This window comes from Streptomyces canus, from assembly GCF_001514145.1.
Lineage (GTDB): Bacteria > Actinomycetota > Actinomycetes > Streptomycetales > Streptomycetaceae > Streptomyces > Streptomyces canus.
Genome location: NZ_KQ948677.1, coordinates 58,929 through 72,656 on the forward strand (window position 1 = coordinate 58,929; position 13,728 = coordinate 72,656).

At 69.9% G+C, this 13,728-nt stretch carries 11 protein-coding genes; 5 read left to right on the forward strand and 6 right to left on the reverse strand.

All coding sequences use genetic code 11. The annotated features are described in order from the left end of the window. Window positions 1-26: 26 nt before the first annotated feature. Together AQJ46_RS44285 and AQJ46_RS44290 are read right to left on the reverse strand one after the other, a co-directional pair. A complete protein-coding gene (locus AQJ46_RS44285) occupies window positions 27-449 on the reverse strand; it encodes a GlcG/HbpS family heme-binding protein (protein WP_059211027.1) in 423 nt (140 codons plus the stop codon). Beyond that, window positions 446-2,107, reverse strand: a complete 1,662-nt coding sequence (locus AQJ46_RS44290; protein WP_059211028.1) for a GMC family oxidoreductase — start codon at window positions 2,105-2,107, stop codon at window positions 446-448. The genes AQJ46_RS44285 and AQJ46_RS44290 overlap by 4 nt, the downstream gene beginning before the upstream one ends. Before the next feature lie 466 nt (window positions 2,108-2,573). Here AQJ46_RS44290 and AQJ46_RS44295 point away from each other — a divergent pair, with 466 nt between their 5' ends. Genes AQJ46_RS44295 through AQJ46_RS44305 form a run of 3 tightly spaced genes read left to right on the forward strand, consistent with a single transcriptional unit; the run spans window position 2,574 to window position 5,285 of the window. Beyond that, window positions 2,574-3,872 carry an aromatic ring-hydroxylating dioxygenase subunit alpha gene (locus tag AQJ46_RS44295; protein WP_059211029.1) on the forward strand — a complete coding sequence of 433 codons (1,299 nt, stop codon included), beginning with the start codon at window positions 2,574-2,576 and terminating at the stop codon, window positions 3,870-3,872. 7 nt (window positions 3,873-3,879) lie between these two features. After that, the gene (locus tag AQJ46_RS44300; RefSeq protein ID WP_059211030.1) at window positions 3,880-4,845 is read left to right on the forward strand and encodes a PDR/VanB family oxidoreductase; all 966 of its coding nucleotides are present in this window, start codon (window positions 3,880-3,882) and stop codon (window positions 4,843-4,845) included. Further along, entirely contained in the window at window positions 4,842-5,285 is a 444-nt protein-coding gene (locus AQJ46_RS44305) for a nuclear transport factor 2 family protein (RefSeq protein ID WP_059211031.1), read from the forward strand. The genes AQJ46_RS44300 and AQJ46_RS44305 overlap by 4 nt, the downstream gene beginning before the upstream one ends. A gap of 40 nt (window positions 5,286-5,325) precedes the next feature. Here the strand turns inward: AQJ46_RS44305 and AQJ46_RS44310 are convergent, their stop codons facing one another. After that, window positions 5,326-5,949 carry a TetR/AcrR family transcriptional regulator gene (locus AQJ46_RS44310; RefSeq protein WP_059211032.1) on the reverse strand — a complete coding sequence of 208 codons (624 nt, stop codon included), beginning with the start codon at window positions 5,947-5,949 and terminating at the stop codon, window positions 5,326-5,328. A gap of 286 nt (window positions 5,950-6,235) precedes the next feature. On the opposite strand from AQJ46_RS44310, the gene AQJ46_RS44315 reads away from it, so the two are divergent. Next, entirely contained in the window at window positions 6,236-6,814 is a 579-nt protein-coding gene (locus AQJ46_RS44315; RefSeq protein ID WP_059211033.1) for an NADPH-dependent FMN reductase, read from the forward strand. A 339-nt stretch (window positions 6,815-7,153) separates the two neighbouring features. Here AQJ46_RS44315 and AQJ46_RS44320 read toward each other — a convergent pair whose 3' ends face one another. The 3 genes from AQJ46_RS44320 to AQJ46_RS44330 all read right to left on the reverse strand — a co-directional run bounded on the left by AQJ46_RS44320 (window position 7,154) and on the right by AQJ46_RS44330 (window position 9,810). Next, window positions 7,154-8,023 carry an aldolase/citrate lyase family protein gene (locus AQJ46_RS44320; RefSeq protein ID WP_063803929.1) on the reverse strand — a complete coding sequence of 290 codons (870 nt, stop codon included), beginning with the start codon at window positions 8,021-8,023 and terminating at the stop codon, window positions 7,154-7,156. Continuing rightward, window positions 8,020-8,718: a fumarylacetoacetate hydrolase family protein gene (locus AQJ46_RS44325; RefSeq protein ID WP_225887580.1), complete on the reverse strand. Its 699-nt coding sequence runs from the start codon at window positions 8,716-8,718 to the stop codon at window positions 8,020-8,022. Before AQJ46_RS44325 ends, AQJ46_RS44320 begins: the two co-directional genes overlap by 4 nt. A 171-nt stretch (window positions 8,719-8,889) precedes the next feature. Next, the gene (locus tag AQJ46_RS44330; protein ID WP_059211036.1) at window positions 8,890-9,810 is read right to left on the reverse strand and encodes a dioxygenase family protein; all 921 of its coding nucleotides are present in this window, start codon (window positions 9,808-9,810) and stop codon (window positions 8,890-8,892) included. Between the two features lie 231 nt (window positions 9,811-10,041). Between AQJ46_RS44330 and AQJ46_RS44335 the strand changes: the two genes are divergently transcribed. Next, window positions 10,042-13,719, forward strand: coding sequence for a family 78 glycoside hydrolase catalytic domain (locus AQJ46_RS44335; protein WP_225887581.1), 3,678 nt, complete (start codon window positions 10,042-10,044; stop codon window positions 13,717-13,719). Window positions 13,720-13,728 lie beyond the last annotated feature (9 nt).

Here is a 13,728-nt window from a genome sequence, read left to right on the forward strand (position 1 = left end):
TTTGATGTCACGGGTGGCAGGGGCGCTCACGCGATCAGGTCCTTCAGGCCTTCCAGGGCGCGGGAGGCGAGTCGTTCGTCGGTCTCGGCGTCGGCTCCGCCGACGCCGACGGCACCGATGACCTCGCCGTCGTCCACGGTGATGGGCACCCCGCCCGGTACGGCGAGGAGGTCTGCGTCGACGAGTTGCACGGGCGCGACCGCCATCGCGGGTGACGCGGCGAAAGCGGCGAACGTCGAGGTCGGCACGCCGGTGACGGCGGCGGTGTAGGCCTTGCGGCGCGCGGTCTCGATCCCGATGGGGCCGACTCCGTCGTCGCTGAGCAGCACCTTGGTGATGCCGCTGCGGTTGACGACCGCCACGCAGATCCGCGCCCCCTCGGCCCGGGCCGCGTCCAGCGCGGCCTCGGCCGCCTTGTGCGCGATGGCGTACGACAGCGGTTCCCTCATCCCGCGGTCCTCTCATGGAGCGGGGCGCCGGAGGCTGCCGGGATCCCGCGGATCAGGTCCGAGGCCTTCTCCGCCACGGCGATGACGGTGGCGTTGATGTTCGCGCCGGGCACGGTCGGCAGCACCGACGCGTCGACGACACGCAGCCCGTCGATGCCGCGCACCCGCAGCTCGGGGTCGACGACCGCGGCCTCGGAGGTGCCGATGGCGCAGGTGCCGCAGGCGTGGTTGGCGGAGTAACCGGTCTCGCGCAGATAGCGCTCGAAGTCGGCGTCGGTGCGCACGTCGGGGCCCGGTGCGAGCTCGGCCCGGATCATCGGGGAGACCTCGGGGCTGCGCAGGAGGGCCAGCGTGGTGCGTACGGTCTCCCGCAGCGCGGCGACGTCCTCCGGCTCGGTGAGCAGGTTGAACGTGATCCGCGGCGGGGCGGCAGGGTCGGCGGAGCCCAGCCTGACCTCGCCGCGGCTGCGGGGGGTCGCGACGGCGTTGAGGGCGACGCAGTGCCGGTTCTTCAGCGGCCGGATGCCGGGGAACCACGGCCGGGCGTCGAAACCGCCGCCCAGGATGCCGAGGAACCCGTCGGGGCGGTCCAGGTCGGGGCGGGTGCGAATGTACGCGGAGAGGAACTCGGGCATCCCGGCCAGCGGACCGTTCCCCGTGAGCAACCAGCGGAGCGCGCCCACCGCCGCGCGGTCGACGCGCAGGTGCTCGTGGAAGGTCACCGGATCCTTGACGTCGAACAGCACGGGAGCCGCCGGGTGGTCCTGGAGGTTGGCGCCGACGCCGGCCAGGTCCGCCACCGGTTCGATGCCGTGCCCGCGCAGGTGATCCGCCGGTCCGATGCCCGAACGCATCAGCAGCTGCGGCGAGTTGTAGACACCCGCGCAGACCACGACTTCGCGCGCCGCGCGGATCACCCGGCTCTGTCCGCCCTTCACGACGCGGACGCCCGTCACGTGTCCCCGGTCGAGCACGAGCGTGTCCACCAGCACCCCGGTGAGCAGCGCGAGGCCGGAGCGTCGCCGTAGCGCGGGGCGCAGGTACGCTGCGGCGGTGCTGTGCCGTCGTCCGCGGTGGATGGCGTTCTCGACCTGGCCTGCTCCGGTGGGGTCCCCGCTCTGGGTGTCGTCGGGGAACTCGATGCCCAGCGATCGGGCGGCGCGGTCCAGACGGCGGCCGAAGGGACCTCGCCGGACCGTGGTCGACACGGTGACGGGTCCGTACCCGCCGTGGTGCTCGGTGTCCCCGCGCCAGCTGCTCTCCGAGCGGCGGAAGTACGGCAGCAGGTCATCCCAACCCCAGCCTGCCGCACCGGACTTGACCCAGTCGTCGTAGTCGAGGCGGTGCGCGCGGACATGGGTCGAGCCGTTGATCGATCCGGTGCCGCCGACCAGCCGGCCACGCGGGACCGGGATACGCCTGCCGTTCAGGCCCGGCTCGGGCTCCGACTCGTAACCCCAGCCGATGTCCTCGCGTCCCGACAACAGTCCGACCCCGAGGGGGAGTTGAACGAGCAGGCCGCGGTCCGCGGGCGGGCCGGCCTCGATCAGCAGCACCCGTGTCCCGGTGTCCGCGGACAGGCGCGCGGCGAGGACGCAGCCGGCCGTACCCGCGCCGACGACGACGTAGTCGTACTCGGTGCCGTGCCCGGCGCTCATACGGAGGGTCCTGCGGTGGGTCCGGACATCTCGTCTCCTTCGGCTCTGGAGCGAACGCGCGCTGGAGGAGCTACGGAAATTCGCGGGGAGGCGGTCGCCGGCTCGGCACGTTCTCAGGTGTTGTCGCGAGGTGTGGCGGAGTCCGTGAGCGGGTCGTCACCTCGGTGCCGGGTCACCGTAACAAGGGCGTCCGGCGATCCGACAGGGGTCTGCAAGTAATTCATCAAACCAGGTCGGAGCCATTGACAGTTTTTCATCAGGGCCGTACAACGGCATGAACGCCGCAGGGGTGCACACCGCTCGCCGTGCCTGTCCGTCCCTGTCCGAGCGTGCCGGAGAGCCGCCGCACGCTCGTGCCATAACGCCTCGCGACAGCGCGAAGCAACCTCGACCGCGGGCCGTCCGACCCCTCGAACGGCCCTCGTCCAAGCGTCCCCACTGCCTCAACGCCGAGGAGATGGTCCACATGACCGACACGACCGTGCCCGACACGGGAACCGGCTACGGCCGTAAGCCCTCCTCCCACGACGCCCGCCTGACCGAGGTCGGCCCCGGCACCCCGATGGGCGAGGCGCTGCGCCGCCACTGGCAGCCGATCGCCAGCTCCACCGCCCTGACCAGCAACGTTCCGCACCGCGTGCGCCTGCTGGGCGAGAACCTGATCGTCTTCCGGGACGGCCGGGGCCGCCCCGGCGTCGTCTTCGAGCGGTGCGCGCACCGCGGCAGCAGCCTCTTCTACGGCCGCATCGAGGAGGATGGCATCCGCTGCTGCTACCACGGCTGGAAGTTCGACGTGCAGGGCCACTGCTTGGACCAGGCCTGCGAAATCGACGGCGGCAAGCGCCGCAATCTCGCACGTCAGCCGTGGTATCCGGTGGAGGAGGCCTACGGCCTGGTCTTCGTCTACATGGGCCCGCCCGAGCTCAGGCCCCTGCTGCCGCGCTACGACAGCCTCGAACCCCTGGGCGAGGGTGAGAGCTACCACACCAGCTGGATGGTGCCCGGCGCCGAGGTCATCGGCCTGGAGCAGGACTACAACTGGCTCCAGCTGTTCGAGAACGCCGTCGACCCCGTGCACGCGGCGTGGCTGCACTCCAACCACAGCGGGTTCCAGTTCCAGGGCACCGGCACGACCGGCTTCCCCGAGCACTACTACGACCACCGCACCGCAGCCGAGCGCACCACCTACCACCGCACCGACAACGGCGTGAAGTACATCTGGCGCTACCAGGACGCCAAGGGCGAGGGTGGCGCGCCCGTCGACCTGGAGTGGTCGGTGGAGTGCATGCTGCCCAACATCATCGCGCTGCCCGACTTCATCCGCTCGACCCCCGACGTCCGCAACGACATGCTGATCTGGGTCGTCCCCGCCGACGACACCCACCACCGGCTGGTCTTCTCCATCCGCTCCGCCGACCCCGAGCGGGCCACGTCCTTCATGTTCGGCATCAAGCAGAACGGCAAGGACGGCTGGCAGCTCAGCGAGGAGGAGAAGCAGCGCTTCCCCGGCGACTACGAGGCCCAGTGGTCACAGGGCCCCATCACCCAGCACTCCGAGGAGACCCTGGCGCCGTCCGACAAGGGCGTCGTCATGCTCCGGCGCATGCTGCGCACGATGCTGGACGATGTCGAGGCCGGACGCACCCCGCTCGGCGCCGCCACCCCCGGCGAGCCGGTCCGCCGCGTGGAAGCAGGCCTCTCCATCCGGCCGGAGGCGCCCACAGGAACGGACCGGGCGGCAGCGCCCACGGCGGCAGGGGCGTGACCGAAGCGTGAGCACCACCTGGACGGACGCGGTCGTCGTGGCCCGCTACGACGCCACGCCGAGAATCGCGGTCTTCGACCTCGCCCGGGCCGACGGCGACGAGCTCTGGGAGCACGAGCCCGGCGCCCACATCGACGTACAGGTCGGTACGGCGGGACTGATCCGGCAGTACTCCCTGTGCGGGCCACCGGGCATCCGCAAGCAGTACCGGCTCGCGGTCCTCGACGAGCCCGCCTCGCGCGGCGGTTCACGCGCCATGCACGCCCTCGCCGAGGGCGACACTCTGCGCATCGCCGCACCGCGCAACCGCTTCGGCCTGACGTCCGCGCGCCGGCACGTGCTTCTCGCGGGCGGCATCGGCATCACCCCCCTGCTGTCGATGGCCCAGAGCCTCGACGCCACCGGGGGCGACTACCACCTGCACTACTGCGCACGCAGCCGGAGCGAGGCAGCCTTCCTCGCCGACCTGGAGAACCACCCGCGGGTCACCCTCCACTTCGACGACGAGCCCCCGGAGCAACGCCTGGACCTGGGAAGTGACTTGGGGGACCCCGCTCCCGGGACCGCGGTCTACGTCTGCGGTCCCGGCGGGTTCATGGACTACGCGCTGGGGTGGGCGGCCGAGCTCGGATGGCCCGCGTCCGCCCTGCACAAGGAGCGCTTCAGCGCCTCGTCGACGGCCGCGGCCGAGCGCGGCGGGGGAGGGGAGGGCGGATTCACCGTGCGCGTGTCCTCCACGGGAGCGGAGTACCTCGTCCCCGGGGACCAGAGCGTCCTGGACGTCCTGCTGGCGAACGGTGTCGAGGCGCCCAACTCGTGCGGACAGGGCATCTGCGGCGAATGCATCGTGCGGGTGCGCGCCGGTGAGCCCGACCACCGGGACGACGTCCTGACCGACGAGGAGCGCGGGGAGGGTCTGTTCACCCCGTGCTCGTCCCGGTCGAAGTCCCCGATCCTGGAGCTGGAGCTTTGACCACCTCATCGACCGTGGCGAAAGACCTCGCCGTCTCCGCCCCCGTCCCCGCCTCCGCTCCCGCCACGGTCGAGGAGGCCGAGGCCGCCTGGCTCGCCGCACAGACCCTCCCGGACCCGGAACCGGCGCTCCGCGCTCTGATGCATCCCGACTGCGTGATCGTGCACTCTGCGGTGGGCCACATCCACGGCGTGGACGACTGGCTGCGGTACGCGGCACGCCTGGGCCGTACCAGTCAGGTGGACACCCTTGACGTGACCGTCCAGCGCTTCGGCACCACGGCCGTGGTCAGCTGTCTCCAGGAGATGCGGGTCGCCTTCGTGCCCGAGCTGGCCCCGTTCGTCATCCAGGCCGCCGTCACCCGGGTCTGGGTGCGCTCCCCGTCGGGCGGCTGGCAGCTGGCGCACCTCCAGATGGCCCGGCGGCTGCCGCCCGGCTGAGCGGCGTACGGATTCCCGGAACCTTGGGGTCCGGTGGTCGTCAGTCCTGGGGCTCGCCGTCCACCGGCGAGCCCTCGTCCTGTGCCTCCTGTGCCTCTTGCGTCGCCGTTGTCGCTTCGGCGAGCGCGGAGACGATCCGGCCCACCTGCTCCGCGTAGTGGTCGATGAACTCCGGTGATTCTGGGTCCTGTTGGCAGAGTTCACTGGCGATCCACGGGATGGCCACCGGAGCGATCGAGGCGGCGAAGAAGACGAGGGCCACGGCCCCCACGTCGAGGTCGCTCCGGAATTCACCGCGCGCCTGCCGCTCGCGCAGTTCCTCGACGTGCTTGAACAGCTCGGCGGCCCGCTCGTCTTCGGCGGGCGGGCGCGTGCCGGGCTCTTCGCGCGTGAGCGTGTGCACCCACCGCGGGTCCTCGTGCGCCCAGTGGACGTAGCGCCGCGCGGCATCCGCGAAGGTGCGGGCCTGGCTGACGCGCATGGACTCCTCGAGCCACTGATCGCTCAGCGCCTCGTACAGTCCTCGTTTGCCCCCGAAGTAGTAGGTGATCAGCTGATGGCTGACGCCGGCCGACTCCGCGATCCGTACGACCCGGGCCCCGTCGAAACCATGGGTGCCGAACTCCGTTGCGGCGGCGGACAGGATGGCCCGCCGGGTGCCCACCGGGTCACGTTGACGACCGCGATCATCGGGGTGCCTCCGGCGCTGCTGCCTGCCGGACGCCGCTCCCGACTTTCCTGATGTCGTCTCTTCCCCTGTCACAGGGACGACCTTACCGGCGGCCTTGTTGGACAGGCCAACTACTGGCGGCGTCCGTTGTGCCCACCGCCTCGGCAGCGGTCATGGGCCGGCGGGGCAGCACCTGTTTGCTTGCAGTCGAAGGGCACCCGGCTCCACATGCCGTCGATGACCCGGCCCCCGATGTCGGCGTGCCGGCGGGCTGCTGCCCATGACCAAGCTGAAGATCATCATCGCGAGCACCCGGCCGGGCCGGATCGGCCTGACCATCGGTGAGTGGTTCGAGAGCCACGCCAAGGAACACGGCGGATTCGACGACATCGAGCTGGTGGACCTGGCCGAGGTCGACCTGCCGTTCATGGGCGAGCCGCACCACCCGCGCCTGGGTACGTACACTCACCAGCACACCCGTGACTGGAGCGCCAAGGTCGCGGAGGCGGACGCCTTCGTGTTCGTGATGCCGGAGTACAACTTCGGCTACAACGCCGAGTTGAAGAACGCTATCGACTTCCTGCACCGAGAGTGGCAGTACAAGCCGGTCGGCCTGGTCAGCTACGGCGGTGTCTCGGCCGGCACCCGGGCCGCGCAGATGATCAAGCAGGTCGTTACCACCTTGAAAATGACACCGGCCGTCGAGTCGGTGTCGGTTCCCTTCGCGCACCAACTCATCGACGAGGAAAGGGGCTTGGTTGCGAACGATGTCATGAGCGGATCCGCGACAGCGATGCTTGACGAACTCGTGCGCGTCGACGAGGCCTTGCGCGCACCGCGCTCGACCACGACGGCGTGATCTGCGTCAGTCGCGCGGTCGGCCGGGACGTTCTCGCCAGGCTGGCAGCCGCCCCGGGGCACGCTCGCTGAGGCGAGCCCCTGCCGCTCGGCGTCCCGCTGAGCGGCAGGGGCCCCGCCTGCTGGGCCCGCCGGCGAAGTCACCGGGCTGCGAGTCATCCGCGTGACTTACGTCAGGCAGGGTCGCGGAGAGACGCCTGAGAAGGCCTACGGCGGCAGCGGAGCTGTGGCCAGGCCAGGCGCGATCCGCTGCGGGACGGTGTCGGCCACGGCGTGGCGAAGCCTACGTCTTTTCGTGGTGAACTCCGGACCCGTGATGGCAGGCCCTACGACTCCACCCTCATAGGGTCTCCGAGGACCCGCGCGCGGTGCCGGGCGGGGCTGCCGCCGCGGCGTGTTGCCAGAAAGCCTGGGCGAGGGCGTCGGCCCCGCGTGCCAGCAGGCCTACGTCCACGCCGACGGCGGTGAACGTGGTCCCGAGATCGATGCACCGTCGCGCGAACGTGGGGTTGGTCGTCAGGACGCCGGCCGGTTTGCCCGCCGCAAGCACGCGTCCGATTGCCTTCTCCACCGCCTCGATGACGCCGGGCGCGTTCGGGTCTCCGGGGTGACCGAGGCTGGCGGCCAGGTCGCTGGGGCCGATGAAGATCCCGTCCACGCCGTCGACGGACGCGATCTGCCCGATCTGCTCAAGGGCGTGCCGCGATTCGACCTGGATGAGCACGCACAGTTCGGTGTGCGCAAGTTCGGCATAGTCCTTGACCCGACCGAACCGGGTCGCTCTGGTCAGTGCCGCCACGCCGCGGACGCCCGTGGGGGCGTAACGGGTGGCGGCGACGGCGGCGCGCGCTTCTTCGGCCGACTCGACCTGCGGAATCAGCAGTGACTGCGCGCCGACATCCAGGAGCCGCTTGACCACGACGGGATCGTTGACCGGGGGACGCACCACCGGCGAGCAGGGGTAGGGGGCGACCGCCTGGAGCTGTGAGAGCACGGTCGCGACATCGGCGTGCGAGTGTTCGGTGTCGAGAAGCAGCCAGTCGAAGCCGGCGCCGGCGACGATCTCGGCGGGATACGGATCTGCCAACGAGCACCACATGCCGATCATCTGCTCGCCTCGGGCAAGCGCCGCTTTGAACGCGTTCGGCGGCAGGGGCCACTGGCCCGGTGAGGGCCGCGATGCGCCGGCCGGCGCGTGGTGCACGGTCACCGGAACGCCACCCCTATCGAGCCCAACGGGCCGAAGTCGGCGTGGATGACGGTGTTCGATTCGACCGAGACGGGTCGGGTGAACGAGCCCGACAGCAGCAGCTGGCCGGCTTCAAGATGCCGACCGACCGCGGCGAGCTTGTTCCCGAGCCAGGCGATGCCCGCCGCCGGGTGTCCCATGACGGCGGCCGAGACCCCGGACTCCTCGATCACCCCGTCCTTCGCCAATGTCGCGGCCACCCACCGGACGTCGAGGTCCATCGGGCGCACGACCCGCCCACCGACGACCATCGCCGCGGCGGCGGCGTTGTCCGCGATGGTGTCGGTGATCGCGCGCGGTACCTCGGTGCGGTAGTCGATGACCTCGAGCGCGGGGACGATGTACTCCGTCGCCCGCAGGACGTCGTGGACGCGCAGGTTCGGCCCGTACAGGTCCGCGCCGAGCACGAACGCGAGCTCGACCTCCAGTCTGGGCTTCGTGTAGCGGCTCACGTCGAGACAGGCGCCGTCGTTGACGACCATGTCGTCGGTGAGGAAACCGTAGTCGGGTTCCGTCATCTGCGAGGCCATCTGCATGGCACGAGACGTCAGACCGATCTTGTGCCCGACGAGCCGGGCTCCGGCCGCCACCCGCTCCGCAGCCCACAGTTGCTGGATGGCATAGGCATCGACGATCTCGAGATCGGGATAGGTCAAGCTGAGCTGGGTGATCGGTTGACGATCATGGTCGGCCTGCATGAGGGCAGCCGCGGCTGCGCGACGTTCTGCTTCGGTGATCACCGGTTTCCTCTCGGGAGGTGCGGGGTGGCGTCGCGCGGCGTTCGGGTGAAGCAGGGCAGGCCCCTGCCGGGCGATGGCATGGTCACGTCACATGCGGTCCGGCGTCGTGTCGCGCTTGGCCGACACGGGCGGCGTCGGCAGCCAGGCCTCGCCCGGCTCGACGACGAAGGTGAACTCCAGGCTGTACCAGGGTTCGGTTACGTCCGTGTCCGGCGCCGGCTCGTTCTCGTGGCGCACATATGTGCCGATGAGGCGCTGTACGACACCGAACTGCGCGTCGGACTCCAGAATGGGGTCGTCGTGGCTGTAGAGCTGGGACGCGATCGTCTTGTATCCCGGTGTGTAGATCAGCGCATGCAGATGCGCCGGCCGGAAGGGGTGGCGCTTGAGCGCGGTCAGGAGATCGCCCACCGGCCCGTCTGCCGGTATCGGGTAGCCGGAAGGCTTGATGCTGCGGAAGGCGAACACACCTTCCTCGTCGCTGAAGAAATTGCCGCGCAGATTCCACTCGGCCTGCTCGGGGTCCTGGTTTTCGTACAGGCCGGCCGGTGATGCGTGCCAGATGTCGACTGCCGCGCCTGCGACCGCGTTTCCCTTGGTGTCGACGATTCGGCCGGTGAAGAACAGTGGTGGTCCCCCGGTGGGCGAGCGGACGATCGATTCGCCGTTGTTCATGGTCGGACTGCCCTGGCGCCAGAACGGGCCGAGCAGGTTCGCCGAGGTGGGCTTGTCCTCGGTGCCGTTGTTCATCAGGGACACCAGCGTCGACAGGCCCAGCGAGCCCGCCATCAGCCTGACCTCGTTGTGGCTGGGCGTCGTGAGCCGGCCGAGCCGGGTCACGATGGTGATGGCGGTGTCGAACTCCTCCTCGGTCAGCCGTACTTCGCGGGCGAAATCGTGCAGATGGCGCACCAGCGCCTGGATGACTTCCTTGACACGCGGGTCGCCGGCCCGTTCCGTCTCGGCAAGCACGGCCGCGGTGAGTTGGGCTTCGTCCTGGATGATCACGTCGGTGTCCCCTCGCGACGGTCGGCTGCCGATCGCGGCAGGCGGTCACACGCGAGTATCCGAAGGCCGTCCTGCCCGCACAACGCCGCTGTCCGTCCAGTGAACATGGGGGCGCCGCGACCGGTGCCACCCTGAACGCAACCATTGTGCTTCGCCCGTGCCATTCGTAAGCTTTCCACTTGGAAGGTATTGAATCGTTTCAATTCCTTCTGCTCACGAAAGGAACGATCCGTGGACGAGGACAACAGAAGTGCTCTGAGCCGCCGGCACATGATCGGCATCATGACCGCGGCGGCCGGAGCTTCCCTCCCGCTCGCCGCCGCGCCGTATGCCCGGGCGGCGGGCGGACACGTTGCCGCACCGGCCGGGCTGCAGGTGAACTCCCGCACCGAGCCGCTGGGCACCGAGACCGAGCCGACCTTCAGCTGGGTGCCCCCGGTCGCCAGGCAGAGCGCGTACGAGATCCGGGTCGGCACCGCCCCTGGCACCGAGGACGTCTGGCGCAGCGGCAAGGTGGCGAGCTCCGACAGCACCGGAGTCGCCTACGGCGGCGGGGCTCTGACTGCGGAGCGGGCGTACTTCTGGAGAGTGCGGACCTGGGACGAGAAGGGCACCCCCGGACCGTGGAGTGAGCCCGCGAGCTGGGAGACCGGGCTGGCGAAGGGCGACAAGGGCTGGTCGGGTGCGCAGTGGATCGGGGGGCGTCAGCCCCAGGACCACGATTGGCGTGACCTCACCGGGACGGTCGTCTTCCGCGGCGGCGCGGACCCCACCGCCGGCCTGTCCCTGCTGTTGCGCGCCGAACCCATCGGCAAGACCTGGGGCGAGGGCCTGAACTGGACTGTCACGCAGAGCGGCGACGCCATGCGGCTAGTCATGGCGACCCGTCACTACGCCGGCAACACCTGGATCGACGACGGCACCTCCGAGCCCGACTGGGGCGTGAACCACTACGACCCCCAGAGCGAGACCAACCCCACCACCGCGGGCACCCGCACCGTCCCCGTGGCGACAGTCACGATCCCCGCCTCGACCGGCCTGACCAAGAACACCTGGGCCACCCGCGACCACACCGTCCAGGTCAAGGCCGTGGGCCTCACCGTCACCACCACGGTCAACGGCGTCGAGGTCGACAGCCGCACCCTCACCGGCGACCAGATCCGCCGCCACGGCAGCTTCGGCTTCGCCGGCGGCACCAGCGCCACCATCCGCAACGTCAAGGTGACCGGCACCGGCGCCCCCGACTTCGCCGTCGACCTCACCACCGGCGCCAATCCCTTCGAGGCCGGCATCGGCACGCTCTCGGGCCTGACCTTCGCGCCGAAGAACCCGTTCATCCCCGCCAAGAACGCGATTCTCCCCATCGCCAACCCGGCACCCCTGCTGCGCCGCGCCTTCACCCTGCCCCGCGGCCGCCGCGTCTCCAGGGCCCGCCTGCATCTGAGCGCCGCCGGGAACGTCACCTTCACCGTCAACGGCGACCTCATCACCGTCGACGGCAAGCGGGCGACCCGCGACCACACCAACGTGCCCCGCCTCCTGACCGACCAGAGCACCTACGACCGCACGGTCCTGTACGACACCTTTGACGTCACCGGGCTGCTCCGGGATGGCCGCGAGAACGTCGTCGCCGCCGAACTGGGCCGTGGCTGGTACGGGGTGACGACTCCTCAGGAGTGGTACTGGCAACTCGCCCCGTACAGCGGCGCGCCCCGCCTGCGCGCAAAGCTCGTCGTGACGTACACCGACGGCTCCGCCACCACCCTCGTCACCGACAAGGACTGGCTCACCACGGACGGGCCCACGACCTTCGACTCGGTCTACTCGGGCGAGAAGTACGATGCCCGCCGCGCCGACGAGTTGGGGGAGTGGCGCTCAACAGGCCACCGCACGGGCCGTGACTGGCGCCCGGCCACCGTGCTGATCCCGCCGGGCAGTTGCTCGGGACCGTCGCCCGAGTACCACGGCGCACTCCCCGCCACGACGATCCCCGACGGCTTCCGACCGGCGGCTGTTCGCGCCCACGAGGCGGAACCGGTGCTGGTCAACCAGACCCTGCGCCCGATATCACTCACCGAGACGGCACTCGGTTCGGGCGTCTGGGTCCTGGACTACGGCCAGATCATGACCGGCCTCGTACGGCTGTCCCTCACCGGTATCCACTCCGACAGGGAGGGCCTCACCCTCCGTATCCGGGGTGGCAACCGCATCAGCGGCGGCGACGGCACGGCCTCCTCCCCGTTCTCCGTGGAGGAGGAGAACTTCCAGCACGACGCCAATCTCCAAACGCACTACTACACGCTGGGCCGCCGGCCGACGCAGACCTGGGAACAGCAGTTCAGCCACTTCGGCTTCCGCTACCTGGAGGTCATGAACCTCGAGGCCGTTCTCGGCCGGACCCCCGACCTCACCCGGGACGCCGACGTCCTGACCGTCGGCGTCGCCCGCTCCGGCTTCGCCCGCACCGGCACCTTCACCACCGACAACGCCCTGCTCAACCGCCTCCACCGCAACCTGGAGTGGGCCGAACAGAACAACCTCGTACAGAAGCCCACCGACACGCCGTCCCGCGAGAAGAACGGCTGGACCGGCGACGCCATGGCCAGTTCCGAGTCCGAATCCCTCACCTGGGACGTCAACGCCGTCCTCACCAACTACCTGCGCCACTTCCCCGACACACAGATCTCCACCGGCCAGCTGCCCATGTTCGTACCGATCGCCAAGGGCGGATACGGCTACGACCACACCCCCGGCTGGAACGCCACATGGAAGGCGGTCCCGGCCTGGGACTCGGCGTACTTCGTCATCCCGAGGGAGCTGCACACGTACTACGGCAACAGCAGTCTCTTCGCCGAGCTGTACGACCACCAGGACACCCTCCTGAAGTACTACGAGACGCTGTTCACCGCCGAGAACGGCTACAAGTACGAGGCCTCGCTCGGGGCCTACTCCGGTGCCGAGGCCCCCGGCAGCAACGCCGTCATCAGCCTCGCGTGCTACATCCACTTCTGCGACTACATGGACGAGGTCGGCCGCAGGCTGGGCCGTACCGAACGGGCCGCCCACTACGCCCAGTTGGCACGCACCCTGCGCAGAGCGTTCATCGGCGACTACTGGGACGCCTCACAGGGGTACTTCACCCAGGGCAGCATCTCCAGCGAGAACGCCATGGCCATTGCCTTCGACCTGGTCCCCGGCTCCGACCTCGACCCCGGCGATCCCCGATACCTGCCAGGCACCAAGCCGCTCGCCGAGAACAAGAAGGCCCTCGCCAAGCTGCTCGCCGACCGCATCACGTCCGCCGGACAGCACCTCCAGAACGACATGTACGGCTCGCGCTACGAGTTCAACATCCTCAGCGAGTACGGCTACACGGACACCGCGCTGAAGGCCGTCACCCAGACCGGCGTGCCCGGCTACGTGTACCAGATCGCCAAGGGCGCCACCTCGCTGTGGGAGCAGTGGACCGACCGGCTCTCCGTCGACCACCACTACCGCTCCAACGTGGCCACCTGGTTCTACCAGAGCCTGGCCGGCATCAGGCCGACGTCAACCGCCTACGAGACGCTGCGCATCCGCCCGTACATCCCCGCGGCCGCCGTCAACAGCCGGGTCCCGGAGAACACCGAGGACACCGACCTGTCGCCTGCGCTCCTGAACCATGTCAGCGCCTCGATCGACACCGTGCGCGGCAAGGTGTCCTCGCAATGGCGGCGCCGCCAGGACGGCCGGATCGACCTCGCGGTGACCATCCCGTACAACACGGCGGCCGAGATCTGGGTCCCCACCCAGGACAAGCCCGTCACCGCGCCCCGGGGTGCCACCCACGTACGTGACGACACCTCGGGCGGCGCGCCGTACAAGGTCTACCGGGTCTTTGCAGGGTCCCACCGCTTCAACGGCGGCTGACCCCCGACC